This is a genomic window from Bradyrhizobium sp. ISRA430 (assembly GCF_029909975.1).
In the GTDB taxonomy this organism is placed as follows: domain Bacteria; phylum Pseudomonadota; class Alphaproteobacteria; order Rhizobiales; family Xanthobacteraceae; genus Bradyrhizobium.
Genome location: NZ_CP094516.1, coordinates 4,828,881 through 4,848,820 on the forward strand (window position 1 = coordinate 4,828,881; position 19,940 = coordinate 4,848,820).

15 protein-coding genes are annotated in these 19,940 nt (G+C 64.0%); 7 read left to right on the forward strand and 8 right to left on the reverse strand.

Annotated features, from left to right (window positions below; all coding sequences use genetic code 11):
- Window positions 1–85: 85 nt before the first annotated feature.
- On the reverse strand, window positions 86–4,543 hold the full coding sequence (locus MTX21_RS23000) for a VCBS domain-containing protein (protein ID WP_280966955.1): 4,458 nt from the start codon (window positions 4,541–4,543) through the stop codon (window positions 86–88).
- A 629-nt stretch (window positions 4,544–5,172) separates the two neighbouring features.
- Between MTX21_RS23000 and MTX21_RS23005 the strand changes: the two genes are divergently transcribed.
- Both MTX21_RS23005 and MTX21_RS23010 read left to right on the forward strand, forming a co-directional pair.
- Window positions 5,173–5,910, forward strand: a complete 738-nt coding sequence (locus MTX21_RS23005) for a transglutaminase-like cysteine peptidase (RefSeq protein ID WP_280966956.1) — start codon at window positions 5,173–5,175, stop codon at window positions 5,908–5,910.
- Between the two features lie 93 nt (window positions 5,911–6,003).
- Entirely contained in the window at window positions 6,004–7,119 is a 1,116-nt protein-coding gene (locus MTX21_RS23010; protein ID WP_341511650.1) for a lysozyme inhibitor LprI family protein, read from the forward strand.
- A gap of 158 nt (window positions 7,120–7,277) precedes the next feature.
- Here MTX21_RS23010 and MTX21_RS23015 read toward each other — a convergent pair whose 3' ends face one another.
- From MTX21_RS23015 to MTX21_RS23040, 6 genes are all read right to left on the reverse strand, one after another.
- Window positions 7,278–8,477: an ABC transporter substrate-binding protein gene (locus MTX21_RS23015; RefSeq protein WP_280966958.1), complete on the reverse strand. Its 1,200-nt coding sequence runs from the start codon at window positions 8,475–8,477 to the stop codon at window positions 7,278–7,280.
- Between the two features lie 118 nt (window positions 8,478–8,595).
- A complete protein-coding gene (locus MTX21_RS23020) occupies window positions 8,596–10,434 on the reverse strand; it encodes an AMP-dependent synthetase/ligase (protein WP_280966959.1) in 1,839 nt (612 codons plus the stop codon).
- A 76-nt stretch (window positions 10,435–10,510) separates the two neighbouring features.
- Window positions 10,511–11,299 carry an ABC transporter ATP-binding protein gene (locus MTX21_RS23025; protein ID WP_280966960.1) on the reverse strand — a complete coding sequence of 263 codons (789 nt, stop codon included), beginning with the start codon at window positions 11,297–11,299 and terminating at the stop codon, window positions 10,511–10,513.
- Window positions 11,300–11,303: 4 nt separating this feature from the next.
- Window positions 11,304–12,062: an ABC transporter ATP-binding protein gene (locus MTX21_RS23030; RefSeq protein ID WP_280966961.1), complete on the reverse strand. Its 759-nt coding sequence runs from the start codon at window positions 12,060–12,062 to the stop codon at window positions 11,304–11,306.
- On the reverse strand, window positions 12,059–13,210 hold the full coding sequence (locus MTX21_RS23035; RefSeq protein WP_280966962.1) for a branched-chain amino acid ABC transporter permease: 1,152 nt from the start codon (window positions 13,208–13,210) through the stop codon (window positions 12,059–12,061). The genes MTX21_RS23030 and MTX21_RS23035 overlap by 4 nt, the downstream gene beginning before the upstream one ends.
- 5 nt (window positions 13,211–13,215) lie before the next feature.
- Window positions 13,216–14,091, reverse strand: coding sequence for a branched-chain amino acid ABC transporter permease (locus MTX21_RS23040; RefSeq protein ID WP_280966963.1), 876 nt, complete (start codon window positions 14,089–14,091; stop codon window positions 13,216–13,218).
- 262 nt (window positions 14,092–14,353) lie between these two features.
- On the opposite strand from MTX21_RS23040, the gene MTX21_RS23045 reads away from it, so the two are divergent.
- The 5 genes from MTX21_RS23045 (at window position 14,354) to MTX21_RS23065 (ending at window position 19,287) form a co-directional block, all read left to right on the forward strand.
- On the forward strand, window positions 14,354–15,103 hold the full coding sequence (locus tag MTX21_RS23045; protein WP_280966964.1) for an ABC transporter ATP-binding protein: 750 nt from the start codon (window positions 14,354–14,356) through the stop codon (window positions 15,101–15,103).
- Window positions 15,100–16,623, forward strand: coding sequence for a permease (locus MTX21_RS23050; protein WP_280966965.1), 1,524 nt, complete (start codon window positions 15,100–15,102; stop codon window positions 16,621–16,623). Before MTX21_RS23045 ends, MTX21_RS23050 begins: the two co-directional genes overlap by 4 nt.
- A 92-nt stretch (window positions 16,624–16,715) precedes the next feature.
- Entirely contained in the window at window positions 16,716–17,531 is an 816-nt protein-coding gene (locus MTX21_RS23055) for an MBL fold metallo-hydrolase (protein WP_280966966.1), read from the forward strand.
- Between the two features lie 65 nt (window positions 17,532–17,596).
- On the forward strand, window positions 17,597–18,118 hold the full coding sequence (locus MTX21_RS23060) for a hypothetical protein (RefSeq protein WP_280966967.1): 522 nt from the start codon (window positions 17,597–17,599) through the stop codon (window positions 18,116–18,118).
- A 116-nt stretch (window positions 18,119–18,234) separates the two neighbouring features.
- On the forward strand, window positions 18,235–19,287 hold the full coding sequence (locus MTX21_RS23065; protein WP_280966968.1) for an amidohydrolase family protein: 1,053 nt from the start codon (window positions 18,235–18,237) through the stop codon (window positions 19,285–19,287).
- 70 nt (window positions 19,288–19,357) lie between these two features.
- On the opposite strand, the gene MTX21_RS23070 is transcribed toward MTX21_RS23065, so the two are convergent.
- On the reverse strand, window positions 19,358–19,813 hold the full coding sequence (locus MTX21_RS23070; RefSeq protein ID WP_280966969.1) for a cupin domain-containing protein: 456 nt from the start codon (window positions 19,811–19,813) through the stop codon (window positions 19,358–19,360).
- Between the last annotated feature and the right edge of the window lie 127 nt (window positions 19,814–19,940).

Here is a 19,940-nt window from a genome sequence, read left to right on the forward strand (position 1 = left end):
GCGATTGGCTATTCCCCGGCGGTGCAAGATTGAGGTTTTTTGCCGCGGTCCAGGCGGGCCGCCCCGCCGGGAGGCCAGGCGTTCCTCAGGTGATGTGGAAAATGAAATCGCTCGCCTTGAGGTTTGCGGCGACCACGCTCTTTAGCAAGATCGATTCATGCTCGGTGACCGGCGCGCTCTCGAACGGGGTGACCTGCTGGGTCCACGTCACCAGCGTGCCTGTGCCGTCGGACTGCTGGGTGATAACGAGATCGTTGATGGAGCTGACGTCCGAGAACTGCCGCAGGTCGATCTTGTCCACGCCCGTCGCAAAATCGTTGATGATGTGCTGGCCGTCGGCACCCGACGCGTTTGGCGAGAACACGAACTGATCCTTGCCGGCGCCGCCGATCAGCGTGTCGTTCGTCTCGGTCGCAAAGATGACATCCTTGCCGTCCGTGCCTTGCAGCGTGATGCCGTTGCTCGTATCGCCCGCCTCGTTGAAGATGAAGTGAACGACATCGGAGTGACCGGCGGAATCGGTGACGGTCAGCGTGATCTCGTCGTCGAGCGGGGCCGGGACGCCGGGATTGTAGGTGATGCCGTTCTCGAAGGCGAGGTTGATGTCGTCGAGCGAGCGGGGCGTGGGATCGACATCGACGCTGCTGCCCTCATGCGCGGTGAGTGCCGTGACCGTGAAGGTATCCGTCGAAGCGCCGGAATCGGTATCGACGACCCGGAGATTGGTGATGAGGTCGGTGTTGGTCTCGTTGCTATGCCAGACCTGGAAGCTTTCGGTGTCGATGACCGGTCCGCCCACGGGAGCCGTCACCTCCGTGCTGATGGTGGTGACGTCGTGCGAGACCGGGGTCGGGCCGCCGGTGCCTGTGCTCGTGAGGTCGATCGTCGCCGGCGACGTGACACCACCCGTATAAGTGTCGTCGAGGGCGTGCACGCCCAGCGCGCCCGGCGTACCGGTGTAACCGTCGGCCGGCACGAAGCGGATCAGCGTATCCGGGCTGAGCACCAGCGCATGCGCATCATCGACCGATCCGATGTCGACCCACTGACCGCCAACCTCGTATTGCCAGACGCCCTGTGCGGAGGTTGCGGCATCCGACGTCACCGCGACCGCCTTCAGGCTCGCACCATTGTCGACGTCGTGGAACTTGCCCGCGAAGAGAACGCTGATGGCCTCTCCGCCCGGATTGCTTTCGTTGCCGGCGACGGACGGCAAGGACGCGTTGTCCAGCGTCGGGGCGTCGTTGACGCCGTTGATCGTGATGGTGACGTCCTGGCTGACTGTGCCGCCGTGGTGATCATCAAACGTGACGGTGTAGACCTGAGTGATGGTCTGGCCCGCGGCCAGCGACTGCAGCGTCTGATCGCTGTCGTCGAGCGTGAAGTGCCAGCCGAGCGTCGCGCCGTTGTCCGTGTCGGTGGTCAGCTCGGTCACCGACGGATCGATTGTGAAGGTGCCGATATGCGAGCTGCTGTCGAAGCCCGGCAGAGCCGAGCTGACGGATGAAGACTTGAACGTCGATGTCGCCGTGTGGGTGTCGATCAGATCCAGATCCTGGATCGCCAGCGTGCCGTCGAGCGACAGCGTCAGGCCCGTATCCTCGGTGACGTCGCCCGCTGCCGCCGCCGCACCGCTTGTGATCGTCGGCGCGTCATTGACGCCGGTGATGGTGACCGTGACGTCCTGCGACACCGTCGCATTGTGGTCGTCGGTGAAGGTGACGGTATAGACCTGGGTGATGGTCTGGCCTTCGGCCAGCGACTGCAACACCGGATTAGAGTCGTCGAGCGTGAAGTGCCAGCCCAGCGAGGCACCGTTGTCGGTGTCGGTGTTCACTTCGGTCACCGACGAATCGATCGTGAAGGTACCGATATGATCGGTGCCGTCGCCGAAGCCGGGCAGATGCGCATTCGACGTCGACGACTTGAACGCCACCTGCGCCGTATGGGTGTCGATCAGATCGAGATCCTGGATCGTAAGCGTGCCGTCGATCGACAGCGTCAGGCCGGTGTCCTCGGTGACCTTGCCCGTTGCCGCGGCGGCGCTGCTGGTGATGGTCGGGGCGTCGTTGGTGCCGGTGATGGTGACCGTGACGTCCTGGCCGACAGTTCCGCCGTGATGATCGTCGACGGTGACGGTGTAGACCTGGGTGATGGTCTGGCCCTCGGCCAGCGACTGCAGCACCGGATTAGAGTCGTCGAGCGTAAAGCTCCAGCCGACCGACCCGATGGTGCTGACGCCGGGATGCTCGGTCACCGCCGTCAGCGCGAACGTCCCGATCTCGCTGAGGGGCGCGGTTTCCGAATAGCCTGGCAGGTTGGCGTGTGCATCCGACGACTTCAGCACGAAGCTCGCCGTGTGAGTGTCCGTGAGGTCGGGATCGCGGAAGGTGATCGTGCCGTTCGCTGCCAGCGTCGTCGCCGCATCCTCGGTCAGCGCTCCGGTCGCGGTCGTCGACTGGTCGACGATCGTCGGCACGTCGTTGGTGCCCTCGATATTAACGTCAGCGCCATTGATAGAGACGGTGACCGGCGTACTGACGACGCCGCCGTGCCCGTCATCGACCTGCACCACGTAATTGAGGACCAGCGTCTCGCCGTCGGCGAGGAAATCGAAAAAGTGGTCGGCGACGCTATAGGTCCATTTGGCCGTACCATTGTTGGCATTGCCCGCGGCCTGCACCACGGTGAGCGGCACCTCGACGGCGGCGATCGCGGCCAACTGCTCCGGGGTCAGTGACGACGTGACATCGTGGCCTTGCGCATCGAGATATTTGAACGGTTGGGTCGACGAGATCGCCGCACTCACGATCGGCCGATCGGTCAAATCGACGTCGGTGAAGGTGACGGTGCCGGTGATGGTATCCAGAACCGTGTTGCCGGTCCCGATCTGCTCGATCACGGTACCGCCCGACGTCGCGATGGTCGGCTTGTCGTTGGTGCCGGTGATCGTGATGGTGATCGGGATGTAGGTCGTTTCGTTGTTCGGTGCGAAATTATTGTCGACGCGAACGACGTAGGTCAGCGTCAGCGTCTCGCCCGCCGCGAGGAAGTCGAAGCTCTTGTCGGGAATGCTGTAGGTCCAGACCGCCGAGCCGTTGTTGTGGTTGTTTGCATCGGGCACGACCGCGATCTTGATCTGGGTCGCCGCGATGTCCTGCTGCTGCAGCGCCGTGAGCGTGGCGGTGACGTCCTGCTGGCCGGCGTTCTTGTAGACGTAGTTGGGCGCGAGATCGACCTGCACCGTCGGCTGGTCGCCCCGATTGAAGTCGAGGAAGGTGATCCTGCCGCTGACCGTGTCGAGATCGGTCGCGTCGCCGGTCTTGTCGGCGCGCTCGGTGAGCAGGAACGCCGTCTGCACATTGCCGTCGAGATTGAGGCTCCGTGCCTCGGGCGGACCGGGGATGCGGTCGTTCGACGTCGTATGGTCGGCGGGCGCCTGCGGCGTCGGACCTAGCTGGTTGAGATTGACGAAGGTCGGGATCGCGACAAAGCCCGCGGCCGTCTTGATCACGAGACCGTCACTGGTCTGCGTGATCGTATCGGTGAAGTTCGTGGTCAGCTTGGTGTTGCTGTTGTTGTCGGTGAACTTCAGCGTGAACACATCCGTGATCAGCTTCTGCACGTCCGGCGACAGCAGCGCATTGCTGACCGAGACGTTGCCGCCGCTGATCTGGATCATCTGACCGGCCTGGTTGACGGTCGCGATCGGCAGCAGCGTGATCTTGTCGAACAGGATGTAGGAGCCGGTCGTGCCGTTGGGCTCGACCAGCACCTGGAAGTTCGCCTGCGGCTGCGGATCGCCGCCGCCGGGGGGCACGATGAAATTGATCTGGGTCAGCACCGCCGTGCCGCGGATGCCCATGGTGGCGACCGGCGTGTCGACCTTCATGTCGCCGTGCTTGGCGGTCTCGCCGGCAACGAAGGTGATGGTGCCCGCGACCAGGCTGAGCAGCGAGGAGTTGTTCGACCCATTGGGGTCGTAGACCATGTCGTTCAGCACCATCCGCGCGTTGGAGGACAGGCCGAACACAGTGCCGTCGATGAAGGTAATGCCGAGCGTCGAATCCGCGCCGGTCGAGACCACGTCGCCCTTCTCGACGTTGTCGCCATTGTTCAGGATGATCGAGACGCCGTTGCGCACCGCGGTCGCGCTGCCGGCGAGCTTCGTGACGTGGCCGATGACCTCCGCGCCAGCCGCGCCGGCCGCCGCCTGCGCGTACTGGACGTGACCGGTGAGCGCGCTGACGATGTCGCCGGTGAGATGCGCGCCGTCCGGTGAGGCGATCGCCGCGCGTTTGTCGCCTTTGAAATAATCGTGAACGACGAACTCATGACCGTCGTTGGACAGCACGAGATCGACGCCGGCGCGGCGGAACTCACCGTGGAAGATCAGGTTCGGATCGGGAACAACGACGGCGCCGTCCGGGACATGACCATGCGATTTCGCCGTGAAGGAATCGACATGGACGTCGGCGGGCGGGTGTAAACCCTGGCCATCCAAGGAGAGCGCGGCGTCAAGCTTGCCAGCGTAGTAATTCAACGGGGCACCGTAAAAACGTTAATATTGAAATAAGTATCGGGCGCGCGGGCCCCGCCTAAGCTTGCATATCATTACCAAGTCCTTAGTGAAACCGTCTATTGCTTGTGTGATTTCGCATCACAAGACCACCCGACCCCGATCCGGGTAGTGGGACCGGAGAGGAAGCAAGGTAAATTTTCGAGGTTCCCCAGTCGAATTCAGCTCATTCAGACGCATATTTCGTCTTTTGAAGTATACTGCCGTCAAAGTTCGGCGGCGATTACTTGTGTCATCTTTGGTTCGTGGTGCCCTGCAGCATCCTGCAGCAAACACGGAACTAAAACTGTGAGGCAGCTAACAGAACCCGTGAAATTAGCGGCCCGTTAGCCATAGAACGCAGAATCAATTGTTCCACAGCCTGCACCGGCAATTGGTTCCATTTCACGGCAACTCCGGCCTCAGTTGCGGCCGATCCGTAAAATTTTACCCAAAACGTCTAGTCTGATTTCAGTCTGTTATTGGTTTTTGGCGCCCTCCGCCGCGCGCGTTAAGCTGACCAAAACGCCCCGCCTCGCACCATCTGCGCGAAAGCAACAAAGCCCGGCACGGACAGGTCGAGGGGATCTGACGAAGCCGGAAGGGGAAGTCAGATGGAGACCACAGCTCGCAGGCGCGCCTGGCGCGCAATCCTGGTCCTGTGCGGATTGAGCCTGCTCGGACCAAACGCCGAGCTTCGCGCCGGCACGCTGCTGTCGCCGGGATCCGCCGTGCTGGTGCGCAAATCGGCCGAGCCGTTCGGCGTGTTCGCCTTCGCCATCTCCACCGGCAGCCTGCGGCAGAAATGGTCCGCGCTGAAGGACAAGATCGATGACGACATGGTGCAGCTCGCGCTCTGCGACGGCGACCGCGACAACTGCGCCTCGCCCGCGGCCCTCAAGCTGCTCGCCATCGTCGACCGGGCTCGCGCCCGCGACGGACGCGCGCGGCTGGGCGAGACCAATCGCGCCATCAACCTCGCCATCAAGGCTGCGAATGACGGCGCTGAGGATGTCTGGAGCTCACCGCTTGCGACCTTCCAGCGCGGCACCGGAGACTGCGAGGACTACGCCATCGCCAAGCTGGCTGCGTTGCGGCTCGCCGGCGTTGCGGCCGAAGACCTCCGCATCGTGGTGGTGCGCGACACGCACTCCGGCGCAGAGCACGCGGTCGCGGCCGCGCGGCTCGACGGCCGCTGGCTGATGCTCGACAACCGCCGCATGGCGATGGTCGAGGACGAGGACGCCCGGAGCTATCAGCCGCTGTTCGTGCTCTATCGATCCGCCGTGCTGAAATATGTCGACGAGCCGGTGCGCGTGTCGCTGGTCGCCGTAAGCGCGGCGATGCACTGAGCCGGGCGACTTGTAGCCCGTACCGCCACAAAGGCATTTCGCCGCGCGATCGGGGAAGCTAGCATGGCCGCCACCATGCTGGGGGGCAACGGAATGCGGTTCATCGTGCTGACTGTGCTTGCGCTGCTGGCGTCGCCGGCCTTCGCGCAATCCGGCACGTCCGATCGCTCCATCGCCGACAAGCTGCCGTTGTTCACCAAGAACAACTGCGCGCAGAACCGCGATCCCGCCAATCAAATGTTCTGCGGCGATGCCCAGCTCGCCGCCGCTGCCGAGAAATTGAGCGGAGCGATCGAAGCGCGGCTGGCTCGCTTGCCCGATCGCCTGCCCGCGATCGAAGAGAATGCGATCTGGATCCGCCAGCGCAGTCTCGGTTGCGGAATCATCGGCCAGGCTGCGGTTCGCTACGAGGATGTCGAACGGGTCAAGGCCTGCCTCCTCAAGGTGACCGAGGAGCGCGCCGCCATCCTGCGCGATCCCGATTTCGACTGCCTCGCCGCCAACACGGCGGCGGGCGCGCTGATCTGCGCCGACCCGGCGCTGGCGCTGACCGAAACGGAGCTCAACAAAGAGGTCCTCGGCCTGATCAACAAGCTGAACCCGACCGAGGCGCGCTTTGCCTTCGCCGAGTACGGACGCTGGACCAGGGAGCGCGACCGCAAATGCAATCTGGTCGGCAAGGAGAACGTGCCGCTTGCTGAGCTTTCGCCCGCGGAAGATTGTCTCGCCGACTACCTGAGCAGCAAGACCGCGGAGATCGCCGCCGCCAAAGGCGATCCGAAGAAGGTGTTCGGCCGGCAGATCGCGGCGCAGCTCCCCGACACCGATGCCGTCGACTTCTGCGCGGCGCGAATTCATGCGGCGAGTTCATGCGGCAACTTCGTCCGGATCAACCGCGTCTTCGCGGTCGACAGTCAGGTGACCGAGCAGGAGGCACAGGTCACCGGCGAGATCGAAATGGTCGTGCTGGCGCCCTTCACCGCCTGCAGCAAGATTGCCTCGACCTGCACCGGCACCTGCTGGGACACGAGGTCCGGCCGTCCGCAGCCGGGCGCCGCCAACAGGGAGCGCTCCGCAGAAGCCTTCAACGTGACGCGCCGCTTGCGGATCCAGCGGACTTTCGCCTTCGTGAAAGCCGCCGACGGTTGGCGATGCCGCGAAGACGAGCTGGCGCCGGTGAACTCGGGGATTGCGAGCGGGGGGTCGTAGGTCCTTCTCCCTCTCCCCGCTCTTCGCGGGGAGAGGGTTGGGGTGAGGGGCTGCTTCCGCAAATTCGGCTCAAGAGGGACTCGCTGAGAGCCCCCCTCACCCGGAATTCAAGCTTCGCTTGAATTCCGACCTCTCCCCGCAAGCGGGGAGAGGTGAAGTCAGAACATCAGATTGTCCTTCACCAGCACCCAGCGGCCGCCCTTGACCTGCTGCACCTGGGTGATGGTGTTGGCGAGGTGGTCGGTCTTGGAGAACTTGGTCGGCGGCGAATTGAAGATGTCGAGGAATTTGTCACCGGACTCCAGCGCGTCCAGCATCTTCTGGCCGGTGAGATCCTTGCCGGCCTTCTGCGCATAGAAGCCGAAGGTCATCACGGCGTTATAGCCGATGATCGCCTGGGTATTGGCGTCGGTGCCGAACATCTTCTTGTAGTTGACGAGCCAGTCATGGACCTTGCCCTTGGCCGTGTCCTCGTACGGGATCTCGAAGCCGCTCGCGGCGTAGAGCCCTTCGACCGCGTCCTTGCCGAGGGTGGGCACTTCCAGCACGTTGGTCGGCGTGGCGCCGAGGAAGGTGACGTCCCAGCCGAGCTTCTTTGCTTCGCCCATCGCACCGATGGTCTCGCGGATCACGGTGCCGAGCACGACGAGATCGCAGCCGTCCGATTTCATCTTGGCGACCTGCGCGCTGAAATCGGAGGCGCCACGCTTGTAGCTCGTCACAGAAGCAGGCTGCACCTTCATGGCGGTGAGTTGCTGGTTGAAGCCGTCGAGCACGTTCTTCCCGTACTCGTCGTCCTGGTGCATGATGCAAGGCTTCTTGAAGTTCTTCCACTCCATCATGTATTTGAGCGCGGCCCGCGTGCTCTCGACGTACGGCAGCAGGTTGTTGAACTTCAGCCGCTCCTGCGGCTTGGCCGGATCGAACTTGAAGGTGAACTCGGCCGCCGTCAGCGGAAAGAGCTGAAGCACGCCGGCGTCGAACAGCGTGTCCTGCGCTGCCAGCACCGTCGGCGAGCCCATCGGGCCGATCATCGCGAAGATCTTGTCGCGCTCGACCATCTTCTGCGTGGCGAGCACCGCCTTCTTCGGGTCGTAGCCGTTGTCTTCCAGGATCATCTTGATCTTGCGGCCGTTGATGCCGCCGGCCGCGTTGATCTCCTCCACCGCCATCTTCATGCCGTTGGAGACCGGTACGCCCCAGACCTTGATCGGACCCGACAGATCCTGATGGGTGCCGATGACGATCTCGGATCCCGAGATGCCTTCATTGGTGACCTTGGTCTGCGCCGCGGCCGGCAGATGGGTGAGCGCCACCGCGCCTACCGCAAGGCCGAACGCCCTCAACGACTTCGACATTGACGTCTCCTCTCCTTGGGCCCGTGTTGTGCGAAGGGCGGGGCCATCGCTGCTTCGCTTCTTTTCTGCGCACACCCCGTGCCGGAAAACCTGCTTCCACTTTCCGGGGCATGCGCTCTCAAGCCACCGCGCGCTCGCGATACATCGCGTCGATTTCGGCGGCGTAACGCTTGTTCACGAAGCTGCGCTTCAGCTTCATGGTCGGCGTCAGCTCCTCGTCCTCCGGAGTGAGCTGACGTTCGATCAGGTAGAATTTCTTGATGGTCTCGACGCGGGCGAAATTCGCGTTGACCTGCTCGATCTCGCGCCAGATCAGGTCCTGGATTTCCATCGCCCGGCACAGGCTCGCATAATTGGTGAAGGGAATGTCGTGGTCCTGGGCGAACTTCTCGACGTTCTCCTGGTCGATCATGACAAGGCAGGTGAGATAGGCCCGCTTGTCGCCGATCACGACGGCGTCGGAGATGTAGGGCGAGAATTTGAGCTGGTTCTCGATCTCCGAGGGCGTGATGTTCTTGCCGCCGGCGGTGATGATGATGTCCTTCATACGGTCGGTGATCCTGACGAAGCCTTCGTTGTCGATGGTGCCGACGTCGCCGGTGTGCAGCCAGCCGCGCGGATCGATCGTCTCCGCCGTCTTCTCCGGCTGGTTCAGGTAGCCCATGAACAGGAAGTCGCCCCGGATCAGGATCTCGCCTTCGGGCGAGAGCGCGACCTCGCCCCAGGGTACCGCCTTGCCGACCGAGCCGAGCTTGATGTGCTCCGTCGGCATCATGGTCGCGACGCCGCAATTCTCGGTCTGGCCGTAGAGCTCGTGCATGTCGATGCCGAGCGCGAGATACCAACGGATCAGGTCGGGCGCGATCGGTGCTGCCCCTGTGTACGCAATGCGGCAGCGGTCGAGCCCGATCATGCGGCGGATGTTGCGGAACACCAGCCGGTAGGCGAGACGGTTGGCCAAGCGAAGCGACAGCGACGGCGTCGTCCCCTCGAGCCGGCAATCGACCATGCGGTAGCCGATGTCGATGGCACGACGATAGACCCATTGCTGGAGCGGCGTCGCATCCTTCAACGCGATGGTGATGGCGGAGTAGAATTTTTCCCAGATCCGCGGCACCGCCAGGAACACGGTCGGCTGCACCTCGCGCAGATTGTCCGGCACGGTCTCCGGGCTCTCGGCAAAATTCATCACCGAGCCGAGCGCGACCGAGATGTAGTAACCGCCGACCCGTTCGGCGACGTGGCAGAGCGGCAGGAAGATCAGCCGGTCCTCGTCTTCGCTCGCCGGAATGAAATCATTGGCGTGCCGCATCTGATGCGTCACGCTGCGGTTGGCATGCATCGCGCCCTTGGGCGGGCCGGTCGTGCCCGAGGTGTAGACGAGAACCGCGAGATCGCCTGCGCTGCGGCTGTCGATCATCTCCTGCCACAGCGCCTCGCGGCCGACCATGTGATTGCGGCCGAGCGCGCGAAACTCGTCCAGCGACATCACCATGTCGTCGGTAAAGCCGCTGAGGCCCTCCATGTCGAACACAATGATCTTCTGCAAGGTCGGGCAGCGCGTGCGGCAGGCGAGGATCTTGTCGAGTTGCTCTTCGTCCTCGGCGAAGATCACCTTCGTGCGGGAATCGTTGACGAGATATTCGACCTGAGCCGACGCATCGGTCGGATAGATGCCGGACGAGACGCCGCCGGCACATAGGATGCCCATGTCGGCGTAGACCCATTCGGGCACCGCGTTGGCGATGATGGAGGCGACATCGCCGGGCATGAAGCCGCTCGCATGAAGCGCATAGGCGATCTCCTTGGAGATCGAGAGCCACTCGCGCCAGTTCGTCGGCTGCCAGATGCCGAACTTCTTCTCGCGAATTGCGGGCCGGTCGCCCCGCGTCTCAGCGGCGCGCAGAAAGCTCTTCGCGATCGTGTCAGCGACCGTCAGCACCGCCGGTCGGGCCATGCCATTCCCTCCTTGTCGCTTCCCCTCCGCTGCCTGCCTTGCCGGCGGTCTATCTCTTACGGACGGGCAATGCCATTTAACGCCACGTTTTCTTCTTTTTCCAGCGCCGTTCGCCCCGCGCGCCCTGCTCTTTGGCGCCAAGGTAAAATTCCTGGATGTCCTGGGAATGCATCAAGCGGTCGCAGGTGTCGTTCATCACGACACGCCCGATCTCCAGCACATAACCGTAATGCGCCGTCTCCAGTGCTACCTTCGCGTTCTGCTCGACCAGCAGGATCGACATGCCCTGCTCCTCGTTGACGCGGCGGATGATCGTGAAGATCTCCCTCACGAGGATCGGCGACAACCCCAGCGATGGCTCGTCGAGCAGCAACAGCGTCGGCCGGTTCATCAGCGCACGCCCGATCGCGAGCATCTGCTGCTCGCCGCCGGAAAGCTGGCCGGCCGGCTGGTCGATGCGCTCCTTCAAGCGCGGGAAATAGCCGTAGACCCGCTCCAGATCCTCCACCACACCGTCGCGATCCTTGCGCGGATAGGCACCCATCATCAGGTTCTCGCGCACCGACAGGAACGGAAACACCTCGCGCCCCTCCGGCACGTGGCTGAGGCCGAGCCGCACGATCTTGTCCGCTTCCATGCGCTGGATCGGCTTGCCCAGGAATTCGATCGCGCCCTTCTGCGGATCGAGAATGCCCGAGATCGTCTTCAGCACCGTGGTCTTGCCGGCGCCGTTGGCGCCGAGCAGCGCGACGATGCGGCCGCGCGGCACCTCCAGCGAGATGCCGCGGATCGCCATGATCGGCCCGTAATAGCTCTCGACATTGGAGAGCTTTAAGATGATGTCGGGCGTCACCGTCGCATCCATCGCGTCAGGCTCCAAGATAGGCGGCGACGACGTCGGGATGCTGCTGCACCTCGGCCGGCGAACCCATGGCGAGCACCCGGCCGTAGTTCAGCGCGATCACGCGATCGGAGACGCGGTTGACCAGCGTCATGTCATGCTCGACCATCAGCACGGTGATGCCGAGCTCGCTCTTCATGTCGCGGATCCAGAACGACATGTCGTCGGTCTCCTCGACGTTGAGGCCGGAGGACGGCTCATCCAAGAGGATCAGCTTCGGCTCCGAGCACAGCGCGCGCGCAAGCTCGATCACCTTGCGCACGCCGTAGGGCAGGCCTGAGATCAGTTTGTCGCGATAGGGCTCGAGATCGAGGAACTCGATGACCTGCTCGACGCGGCGGCGATGCACCTTCTCATTGGCCCGGACGCTCGGCAGGAACAGGAGCTCCTGCCAGAGCCGCGTGGTCGAATGCCGGTGCCGCCCGACCAGGAGGTTGGAGAGCACGGTCGCGTTCTCGAACAGCTCGATGTTCTGGAAGGTGCGGGCAATGCCGAGTTTTGCGATGTCGTAAGGCGGCTGCTCGGTGATGTCCTGGTCCTCGAAGAAGATGCGGCCCGAGGTCGGCCGGTAGATCCGCGAGATCAGGTTGAAGATCGAGCTCTTGCCGGCGCCGTTCGGTCCGATGATCGAAAGGATCTCGCCCTTCTCGACCGCGAACGACACCGCATCGACCGCTTTCAGGCCGCCGAAGTGCAGCGACAGATTCTCGGCGCGGAAATAGCTCACCGGTTCCGCTCCGATTTCACGTAGATCTTCTGCCGCTTGAAGGTGGCGCGCTTGTAGAGCGGGAAGAGCTGGAAGAAGAGCTTGATCTTGAGCCAGCGGCCGTACAGACCGAGCGGTTCGAACAGCACGAACAGCACGATGATGATGCCGTAGATCGCGCCCTTCAACCCGTTCAGCGAGGCGAAGGCCGCGACCTTCGACTGGATGTTTCCGGCAGTCTCCGTGCCCGCCCCGAGCGTCGCGGCGACACCGGCGATGATGCCGGGCATGTCGTCCTTGAGGTAGGTCAGGAACGGATCGAGCATCACGATGAAGATCGCACCCAGCACCGCGCCGTGCAGGCTGAAGGTGCCGCCGATCAGGATCACGATAATGAACTCGATCGAGAGCTGGAGCGTGAACATCTCCGGCGAGATGAAGGAGAGCTTGTGCGCGAACAGCACGCCGGCAAATCCGGTGATCGCCGCCGAGATCGCAAAGGACTTCACCTTGTACAGCGCGACATTGACACCCATGCTGCGCGCCGCCGTCTCGGAGTCGCGGATCGCGACGAAGGCGCGGCCGGTCGGCGAGCGCAACAGATTGAGCGTGCCGACGATGGTCAGCACCAGCACGGCGAGGCAGAGGAAATAGAAGGTCGGGCTGTCGCGCGGCACCGCGACGCCGAGCAGCGACAGCGTCTTGATGCGCATGCCCTCATTGCCGTTGGTGACGCTTTCCCAGCGCGCCAGGATCTCTTCGACGATGAAGGCGAAGGAAATGGTGGCGATGACGAGATAGATGCCCTGGAGCCGCAGCGCCGGGAAGCCGACCAGCGCGCCGATGAGGCCGGTCAGAAGCCCGGCGGCGAGGAAATAGACCGGGAACGGCACGTTGTATTTCTGCAGGTAAGCCGCGGTGTAGGCGCCAATCGCAAGGAATGCGGCATGGCCAAGCGAGGCCTGCCCGGTGAAGCCGGTCAGGATCAACAGCGCAACTCCGACGGTCGCATAGATGCAGACGAAGACGAGCTGGCTCATCAAATAGCTGGAGAGCACGTAAGGCGCGATCAGCAGCACAGCGATCAAGAGGCCATATGAGACCACATAGCCCGAATGCGGAAACAGGCGGATGTCGTCCTCATAATCGGTCTTGAACAGGAAGCGCATGGCGTTCAGACCTTCTTGCGGACGTGAAGGCCGAACAGGCCTTCGGGCTTGAGCAGCAGCACGGCGAGCAGCACGATGTAGGGCGCAACGTCCTTCCAGCCCTCGGGCAGATAGAAGCCGGCCATGCTCTCGATCACCCCGATCAGCACACCGCCGACGACGGCGCCGGGAATCGAGCCGAAGCCGCCGAGCACGGCCGCAGGAAAGGCCTTCAGCCCGAGCACGAGGCCGACATTGGAGTGGATAAAGGTGATCGGCGCCAGCAGCACGCCGGCGCAGGTCGCGACCGCGGCGCTGATCGCCCAGACGATCGACACGACGCGCTTGACCGGGATGCCCATGTAGTAGGCGGCCAGCATGTTCTCGGAGCTCGCGCGCATTGCGGTGCCGAGCGTCGTCTTGTTGAAGAACAAATAGAGGAGCGTGCAGAGGATGATCGTGGCGGCGATCACCGAGAGCTTGTCATAGGCGAGCACCAGCGAGCCGATCCGCAGCACGCCCTGGCTGAACGGGGTGTCGATCTTGAAATCGTCGGTGCCCCAGATCATGCCCGCAACCGAGCGCAGGAAATAGCCGAGGCCGATGGTCGCCATGATGATGGAGAATTGCGGATAGCCCAGAATCGGCCGCACCACCACGCGCTCGGCCAGCATGCCGAACAGCGCCATGGCGGCGACCGCGCCGGCGAAGCCGAGCCAGTAGTTCAGGCCCATCATGCCGATGAAGGTGAAGGCGAAGAAGCCGCCCAGCATCATCAGATCGCCCTGGGCGAAATTGACGACCTCGGTGGCCTTGTAGACGAGCACGAAGCCGAGCGCGATCAGGCCGTAGACGCAGCCGAGCGCGACGCCGCTGACAAGCTGCTGAACGAAGTCCAGCATCGCCGTACGTCCTCCCGACGCAACCGGCGGTTCTTTTTGACCGCCTCGCCGCATCTTGTGTCCAGTCGCTACGCAGTCGTTTCGCCGCGCTAGCGCTATTTGTCCCGGCGCCAATTCAGCCTGAACCGTCCATCGCTGTCAATAAACGGTGACTTGCCTTTGGTCGATGCCGGATGGCGGAATTTGCTGCCGTAGATTCACGGTGCCGAAACATCTTGGGGGCATGGTCACGGGCAATGCGAAACCGGATGGTGTGGCCGTCATGAAGCCGGACAACGCGGCACTCGAGGTCCGAGGGTTAACGAAGCGTTTTGACCGTTTGGCGGTCGATGGCCTCGATCTCACCATCCATGCCGGCGAATTCTACGCACTGGTCGGCCCCAACGGCGCCGGCAAGACCACCACCCTGCGCATGGTTGCCGGCCTGCTCAGGCCCGATGCCGGCGCCGTGTCGATCTTCGGCATCGATGCGCTCGAAAATCCCGTCGCCGCCAAGCAGGTGATGGCGTGGGTGTCCGACGAGCCGATGATCTATGACAAGCTGACGCCGCTCGAATATCTCGAATTCGTCGCCGGCCTCTGGGGCATCCCGCCGCGCGTCTCGGAGCCGGTGGCGCAGGAGCTGTTGAGCTCGCTCGGCCTCGCGCCGCACCGGCACGAGCGCTGCGAGGGTTTTTCCAAGGGCATGCGCCAGAAGGTCGCGCTCGCCGGCGCGCTGGTGCACGATCCCCGCCTCATCATCCTCGACGAGCCGCTCACCGGGTTGGATGCGGTCTCCGCCCGTCACGTCAAAGGACTGTTGAGCGAGCGCGTCCGCGCCGGCTGCACCGTGATCATGACCACGCATATTCTCGAGGTCGCCGAGCGCATGGCCGACCGCATCGGCGTGATCGCGTCGGGCCGCCTGGTCGCCGAGGGCACGCTTGCCGACCTGCGCCGGCAGAACGGCCATGCCGACACCAGCCTCGAGGATCTCTTCATCGCGCTGGTGACGCTCCAGGCCGCCGCATGAGCTCGGCGACGGCGCTCTCCTGGTTCGCGCGTCACGAGCTCCGGCTCGCCTGGCGCGAATGGGTCGCGATGATGACGGGCGGACGCAAGCGCAGGCGCGCCGCCGTGATCGGCCTGATCGCCTTCGCCGCGCTGCTGCACCTGCCGGCCTGGGCGGTGATCGGCCGCTTTGCCGGGCTGCAATTGCCGCTCGACAAATCGTCGCTGATCGTGATCACGGCGACGATCGGGCTGGCCTGGACGTTGATGCTGTCGCAGGCGATCGAATCGGTGACGCGGGTGTTTTATGCCCGCGCCGACCTCGACCTCATCATGTCGTCGCCGGCGATGCTGACCAACCTGTTCTCGGTGCGCATCGCCGCGATCGCGCTGGCGATCACGGCGATGGCGCTGCTGTTCTCGACGCCTTTCATCGACGTGCTGGTGATCGGCGGCGGCGCGCGGTGGCTTACGGCGTTCGGGGTGGTCATCGCCATGGGCCTGTCGGCCGCGGCGATCGCGATCGCCGTCACCATCCTCCTGTTCCGCCTGATCGGGCCGGCGCGGACGCGCCTCATTGCCCAAATCCTGGCGGCCATCATCGGCGCCGGCTTCGTGATCGCGCTGCAGATCGCCGCGATCATGTCCTACGGCACGTTGTCGCGCTTCACCATGTTGACCTCCGATGCCGCAGCCGCCTACGCGCCCGACGCCGACAGCATCCTGTGGTGGCCGGCGCGGGCGACCATGGGCGACAGCGCCGCGCTATTGTCTCTGCTCGCCCTTGGGCTGGTGCTGCTCGGAAGCGTCATGGCGCTGTTCTCGGACCGCTTCGCCGACACTGCAATCGACGCCGCCGGTTACGGCGCGGCCGGCCGCCGGCGTGCGAAGGAGCGCCCATTCCGCGCCGGATCGCGCCAGCAGGCGCTGCAGCGCAAGGAGTTCCTGCTGCTCTGGCGCGATCCCTGGCTGATCTCGCAGACCTTGATGCAGCTTCTCTATCTGGTGCCGCCGGCGCTGCTGCTCTGGCGCAGCTTTTCCGACAGCTCCGCGGCGCTGACACTGATCACGCCGGTGATCGTGATGGCGGCCGGACAGCTCGCGGGCGGGCTCGCCTGGCTGACGATTTCGGGCGAGGACGCACCCGACCTGGTCGCGACCGCGCCACTGTCACCCTCGCGCGTCATCCGCGCAAAGATCGAGGTGGTGCTGATCGCGATCGCCGTCATCTTCACCCCGCTGGTCGCAGCGCTCGCCTTCGCATCGCTATTCCAGGCCGCGATCACTGCTGGCGCCATCATCGTCAGCGCAGCCTCCGCCACCGCGATCCAGCTCTGGTTCCGGGTGCAGGCCCGGCGCAGCCAGTTCCGCCGCCGCCAGACCTCCTCGCGGCTTGCGACCTTCGCCGAAGCCTTCTCCTCGATCGGCTGGGCCGCCACCGCCGCGCTCTTCCTTGCGCTTCCGATCGCCGGCCTCATCAGCGGCCTGATCACCGCGGGCCTCGTCGCCATCACCTGGAAGTTCAGCCCGCGGCATGAATGAGGCTGCGACACTGACGCGCTGTTGATCGCGCGCTGTTGGCCGCGCGCCGCATTGCGCGTTAGACTTCCTCGGGCGTCATCGGGGACGAATTCATGTGGCGACTTGCTTCCGCGGCCCTCGCGCTGTTCGGCGCATTCCTCAGCCCTGCCCTCGCGCAACAGCAGCCGCAGCGCAGCGAGTGCCTGGCAATGGCCAACGCGGCGCCGCGCGCGGTGCCGGTGGCGTTTCGGCAGGCGGCGAACGTGGCCGAGGTCGAGATCACCTATGCCGGCCATTCCACCTATGTCATCGACACGCCCGGCGGCTTGCGCATCGCGACCGACTATAGCGGCGCCTATCAGGTCGGCCGGCTGCCCGACGTCGTCACCATGAACCGGGCCCACAGCACCCACTACACTCTGTTTCCCGACAGGCGCATTCCGCATGTGCTGCATGGCTGGGGCGAAGACGGCAAGCCGGCGCTGATCTCGGAGCGCATCGGCGACACCTTCATCCGCAATGTCACGACCGACATCCGCCGCTATTTCGGCGACGATGCCGGCGTCGACATGATCCGCGACGGCAATTCGATCTTCATCTTCGAAGTCGCGGGCCTCTGCATCGGCCATCTCGGCCATCTGCACCACAAGCTCGACGACAGCCATTTTGCCCAGATCGGCCGGCTCGACATCGTGATGGTGCCGATCGACGGGACCTACACCATGTCGCTGGAGGGCATCTCGGAGATCACCAAGCGCCTGCGCGCCTCCGTGGTGCTGCCGATGCACCGCTTCGCCACCCCGCTCGACGACTTCATGCGCCGCATCGGCAGGGATTTCGAGATCGACCGGCGGCTCGAGCGCAGCTTCCGGATGTCGCGCGATGCGCTGCCGGGTACGCCGACGGTGATCATCCTCGACGGGGTCTGACGCGCAATTTTCTCCAAGTCCCCTGCCATCCGTTCGTGCTGGTCTGCCGCCAACAGGAGATCATCATGACCGAATTTGCGAGATTTCTGCACGCGGACGGACCGCATCCCGAGCACGCCGCGGCACTTCAGCTTTACGGACGGTTCGTCGGCGACTGGGACGCCGAGATCACGGCCCATGCGCCCGATGGCAACCGGCACGTCGCGCCCGGCGAAATCCATTTCGGCTGGGTGCTCGAAGGGCGCGCCGTCCAGGACGTCTGGATCATCCCGCGCCCTGCCGGCGCGCCGGCCTTTCCGATCGCGGGCAACTGGTACGGCACGACTTTGCGGGTCTACGATCCAACCATCACGGCCTGGCGGATTGCCTGGTTCGATCTCGGGCGCAGCGTGTTCCGCCAGCAGATCGGCCGGCCTCGGGGGCCGGATATCGTGCAGGAGGGCACGACCGAGACCGGCGACCTGACGCGCTGGAGCTTTACCGAGATCACGGAGGATTCCTTCCACTGGCTCGGTGAGGTCAAGCCGGCCACCGCGCCGGACTGGCGGCTGAACGTCGACGTGAGGGCACGGCGACGCAAGGGCTGACGACCGCGCCGATATGCCCCGCGATGACGGACGTGGGTTGCGCGGCGCGCGCTGCTGTGCGCGCGGACGAGATGCTAGGCTTCCCGTACAATAATCATAAGGGGAAGCGAACGCCAATGGCAGCAAGCGGCCTGCCCGCCAACACCAGCGGACTATTCGTCGAACCGCGCGAGGACTGGCTCGCGCAGCATCAGGAAGAGGTCATCGATCCCTTACGGCCGATCGTCGATCCCCATCATCATCTCTGGAACCGCGGCCAGCGCTACCTGATCGAGGAGATGGCGGCCGACATCGCCTCCGGCCACAACATCATCGCCACCGTCTATGTCGATTGCCGCTCGATGTATCGCGCGCACGGCCCAGAGGCATTCCGGCCCGTGGGCGAGGTCGAGTTCGCGAACGGCGTCGCCGCGATGAGCGCAAGCGGCGGCTATGGCAAGGCCGCGATCTGCGCCGGCATCGTCAGCCACGTCAACCTGCTGCTGGGCGATGCGGCGAGACCGGTGCTGGAGGCGGAGATCGCCGCCGGGAACGGACGCTTCCGCGGAATCCGGCACTCCTCGGCCTGGGACGCGGACCCCGTCGTCGCCGGCATGTATGCGAACCGGCCGAAGGGATTGTTGCAGGATGCGACCTTCCGTAAGGGCTTTGCCTGCCTTGCGCCCTTGAGCCTGAGCTTCGACGCCTGGCTGTTTCATCCGCAGATCGGCGAACTGACCGAGCTTGCGCGCGCCTTCCCCGACACCAGGATCGTGCTCGACCATTGCGGCGGCCCGGCCGGCGTCGGCCGATTCGCCGGGCGGCGCGAGGAGGTGTTTGCGCAATGGCGCACGTCGATCCGCGAGATCGCCAAGTGCGAGAATGTGGTGGTCAAGCTCGGCGGGCTCGCGATGTGCCTGCTCGGCTATGACTTCCATCTTCGCCCCAAGCCGCCTTCGTCGGAGGAGCTTGCCGCGGCCTGGCGACCCTATATCGAGACCTGCATCGAGGCGTTTGGCGTGGGGCGCGCGATGTTCGAGAGCAACTTTCCGCCCGACAAGGGCCAGTGCAGCTATCAGGTGATCTTCAATACCTTCAAGCGTATCGCGGCACCACTGAGCGAGGCCGAGAAGACCGCGCTGTTCTCGCAGACGGCCACAAACTTCTACCGGCTCGAGCTTCCGTCATGACGTGAAGAGGGGCCGGGAGTTCATCCCGGCCCCTCTTCCGTCGCAGTCGCTGGGAAGCGTCTTGGAGAAACTAGCCGGCGCTCATCAGCGTCGCCGGGCGACGCTCGCCGGACGCGAAGAACATCCGCTTGAGCTTGTTGACGACGCGGACCATGAAGCCGATCAGCACCGGGTTGGTCTTGCGGCAGAAGGCGATCTTCTTGACATAGCCCTCGACATGCCACTTGGCGTGGGCGCCGTCGCGGAAGAACACCACGTCGCCGACGCCATAGCGCTTCGGCGGCATGCCGTCACTTTCGAGAACAATCGATCCTTCCAGGATCATGATCGTCTCGTCGAAATCGTAGTACCAGTTGAAGCGCCCTTCGGTGCAGGACCAGATGATGGTCGATGCAGTGCCGTCGCTGCTGGTCGACAGGATGTGCGAGCGCGACACCGGATTGCCTTCGATGATCCAGGCCGGGTCGATCGGCCGCAGCTCAAGATCCACATTGCAACTACTGGTTTCGATCAATGCGCGCGACATCGGCTTCCCCAAGAGATAGACTATACTAGGTGGGTCATCAGGCCCGGATGTTTCAAAAGATGTCCGAGACGCTAGTAGGGGCCTTTTAATTCTTCCTTACGCAGGCTCGGACAATCAGCCCTAAGTT

Coding starts and splice junctions, on each gene's coding strand:
- MTX21_RS23005 (WP_280966956.1), top strand. CDS start 5,173: ATGGAGACCACAGCTCGCAGGCGCGCCTGGCGCGCAATCCTGGTCCTG.
- MTX21_RS23010 (WP_341511650.1), top strand. CDS start 6,004: ATGCGGTTCATCGTGCTGACTGTGCTTGCGCTGCTGGCGTCGCCGGCC.
- MTX21_RS23015 (WP_280966958.1), bottom strand. CDS start 8,477: ATGTCGAAGTCGTTGAGGGCGTTCGGCCTTGCGGTAGGCGCGGTGGCG.
- MTX21_RS23020 (WP_280966959.1), bottom strand. CDS start 10,434: ATGGCCCGACCGGCGGTGCTGACGGTCGCTGACACGATCGCGAAGAGC.
- MTX21_RS23025 (WP_280966960.1), bottom strand. CDS start 11,299: ATGGATGCGACGGTGACGCCCGACATCATCTTAAAGCTCTCCAATGTC.
- MTX21_RS23035 (WP_280966962.1), bottom strand. CDS start 13,210: ATGCGCTTCCTGTTCAAGACCGATTATGAGGACGACATCCGCCTGTTT.
- MTX21_RS23040 (WP_280966963.1), bottom strand. CDS start 14,091: ATGCTGGACTTCGTTCAGCAGCTTGTCAGCGGCGTCGCGCTCGGCTGC.
- MTX21_RS23045 (WP_280966964.1), top strand. CDS start 14,354: ATGAAGCCGGACAACGCGGCACTCGAGGTCCGAGGGTTAACGAAGCGT.
- MTX21_RS23050 (WP_280966965.1), top strand. CDS start 15,100: ATGAGCTCGGCGACGGCGCTCTCCTGGTTCGCGCGTCACGAGCTCCGG.
- MTX21_RS23055 (WP_280966966.1), top strand. CDS start 16,716: ATGTGGCGACTTGCTTCCGCGGCCCTCGCGCTGTTCGGCGCATTCCTC.
- MTX21_RS23060 (WP_280966967.1), top strand. CDS start 17,597: ATGACCGAATTTGCGAGATTTCTGCACGCGGACGGACCGCATCCCGAG.
- MTX21_RS23065 (WP_280966968.1), top strand. CDS start 18,235: ATGGCAGCAAGCGGCCTGCCCGCCAACACCAGCGGACTATTCGTCGAA.
- MTX21_RS23070 (WP_280966969.1), bottom strand. CDS start 19,813: ATGTCGCGCGCATTGATCGAAACCAGTAGTTGCAATGTGGATCTTGAG.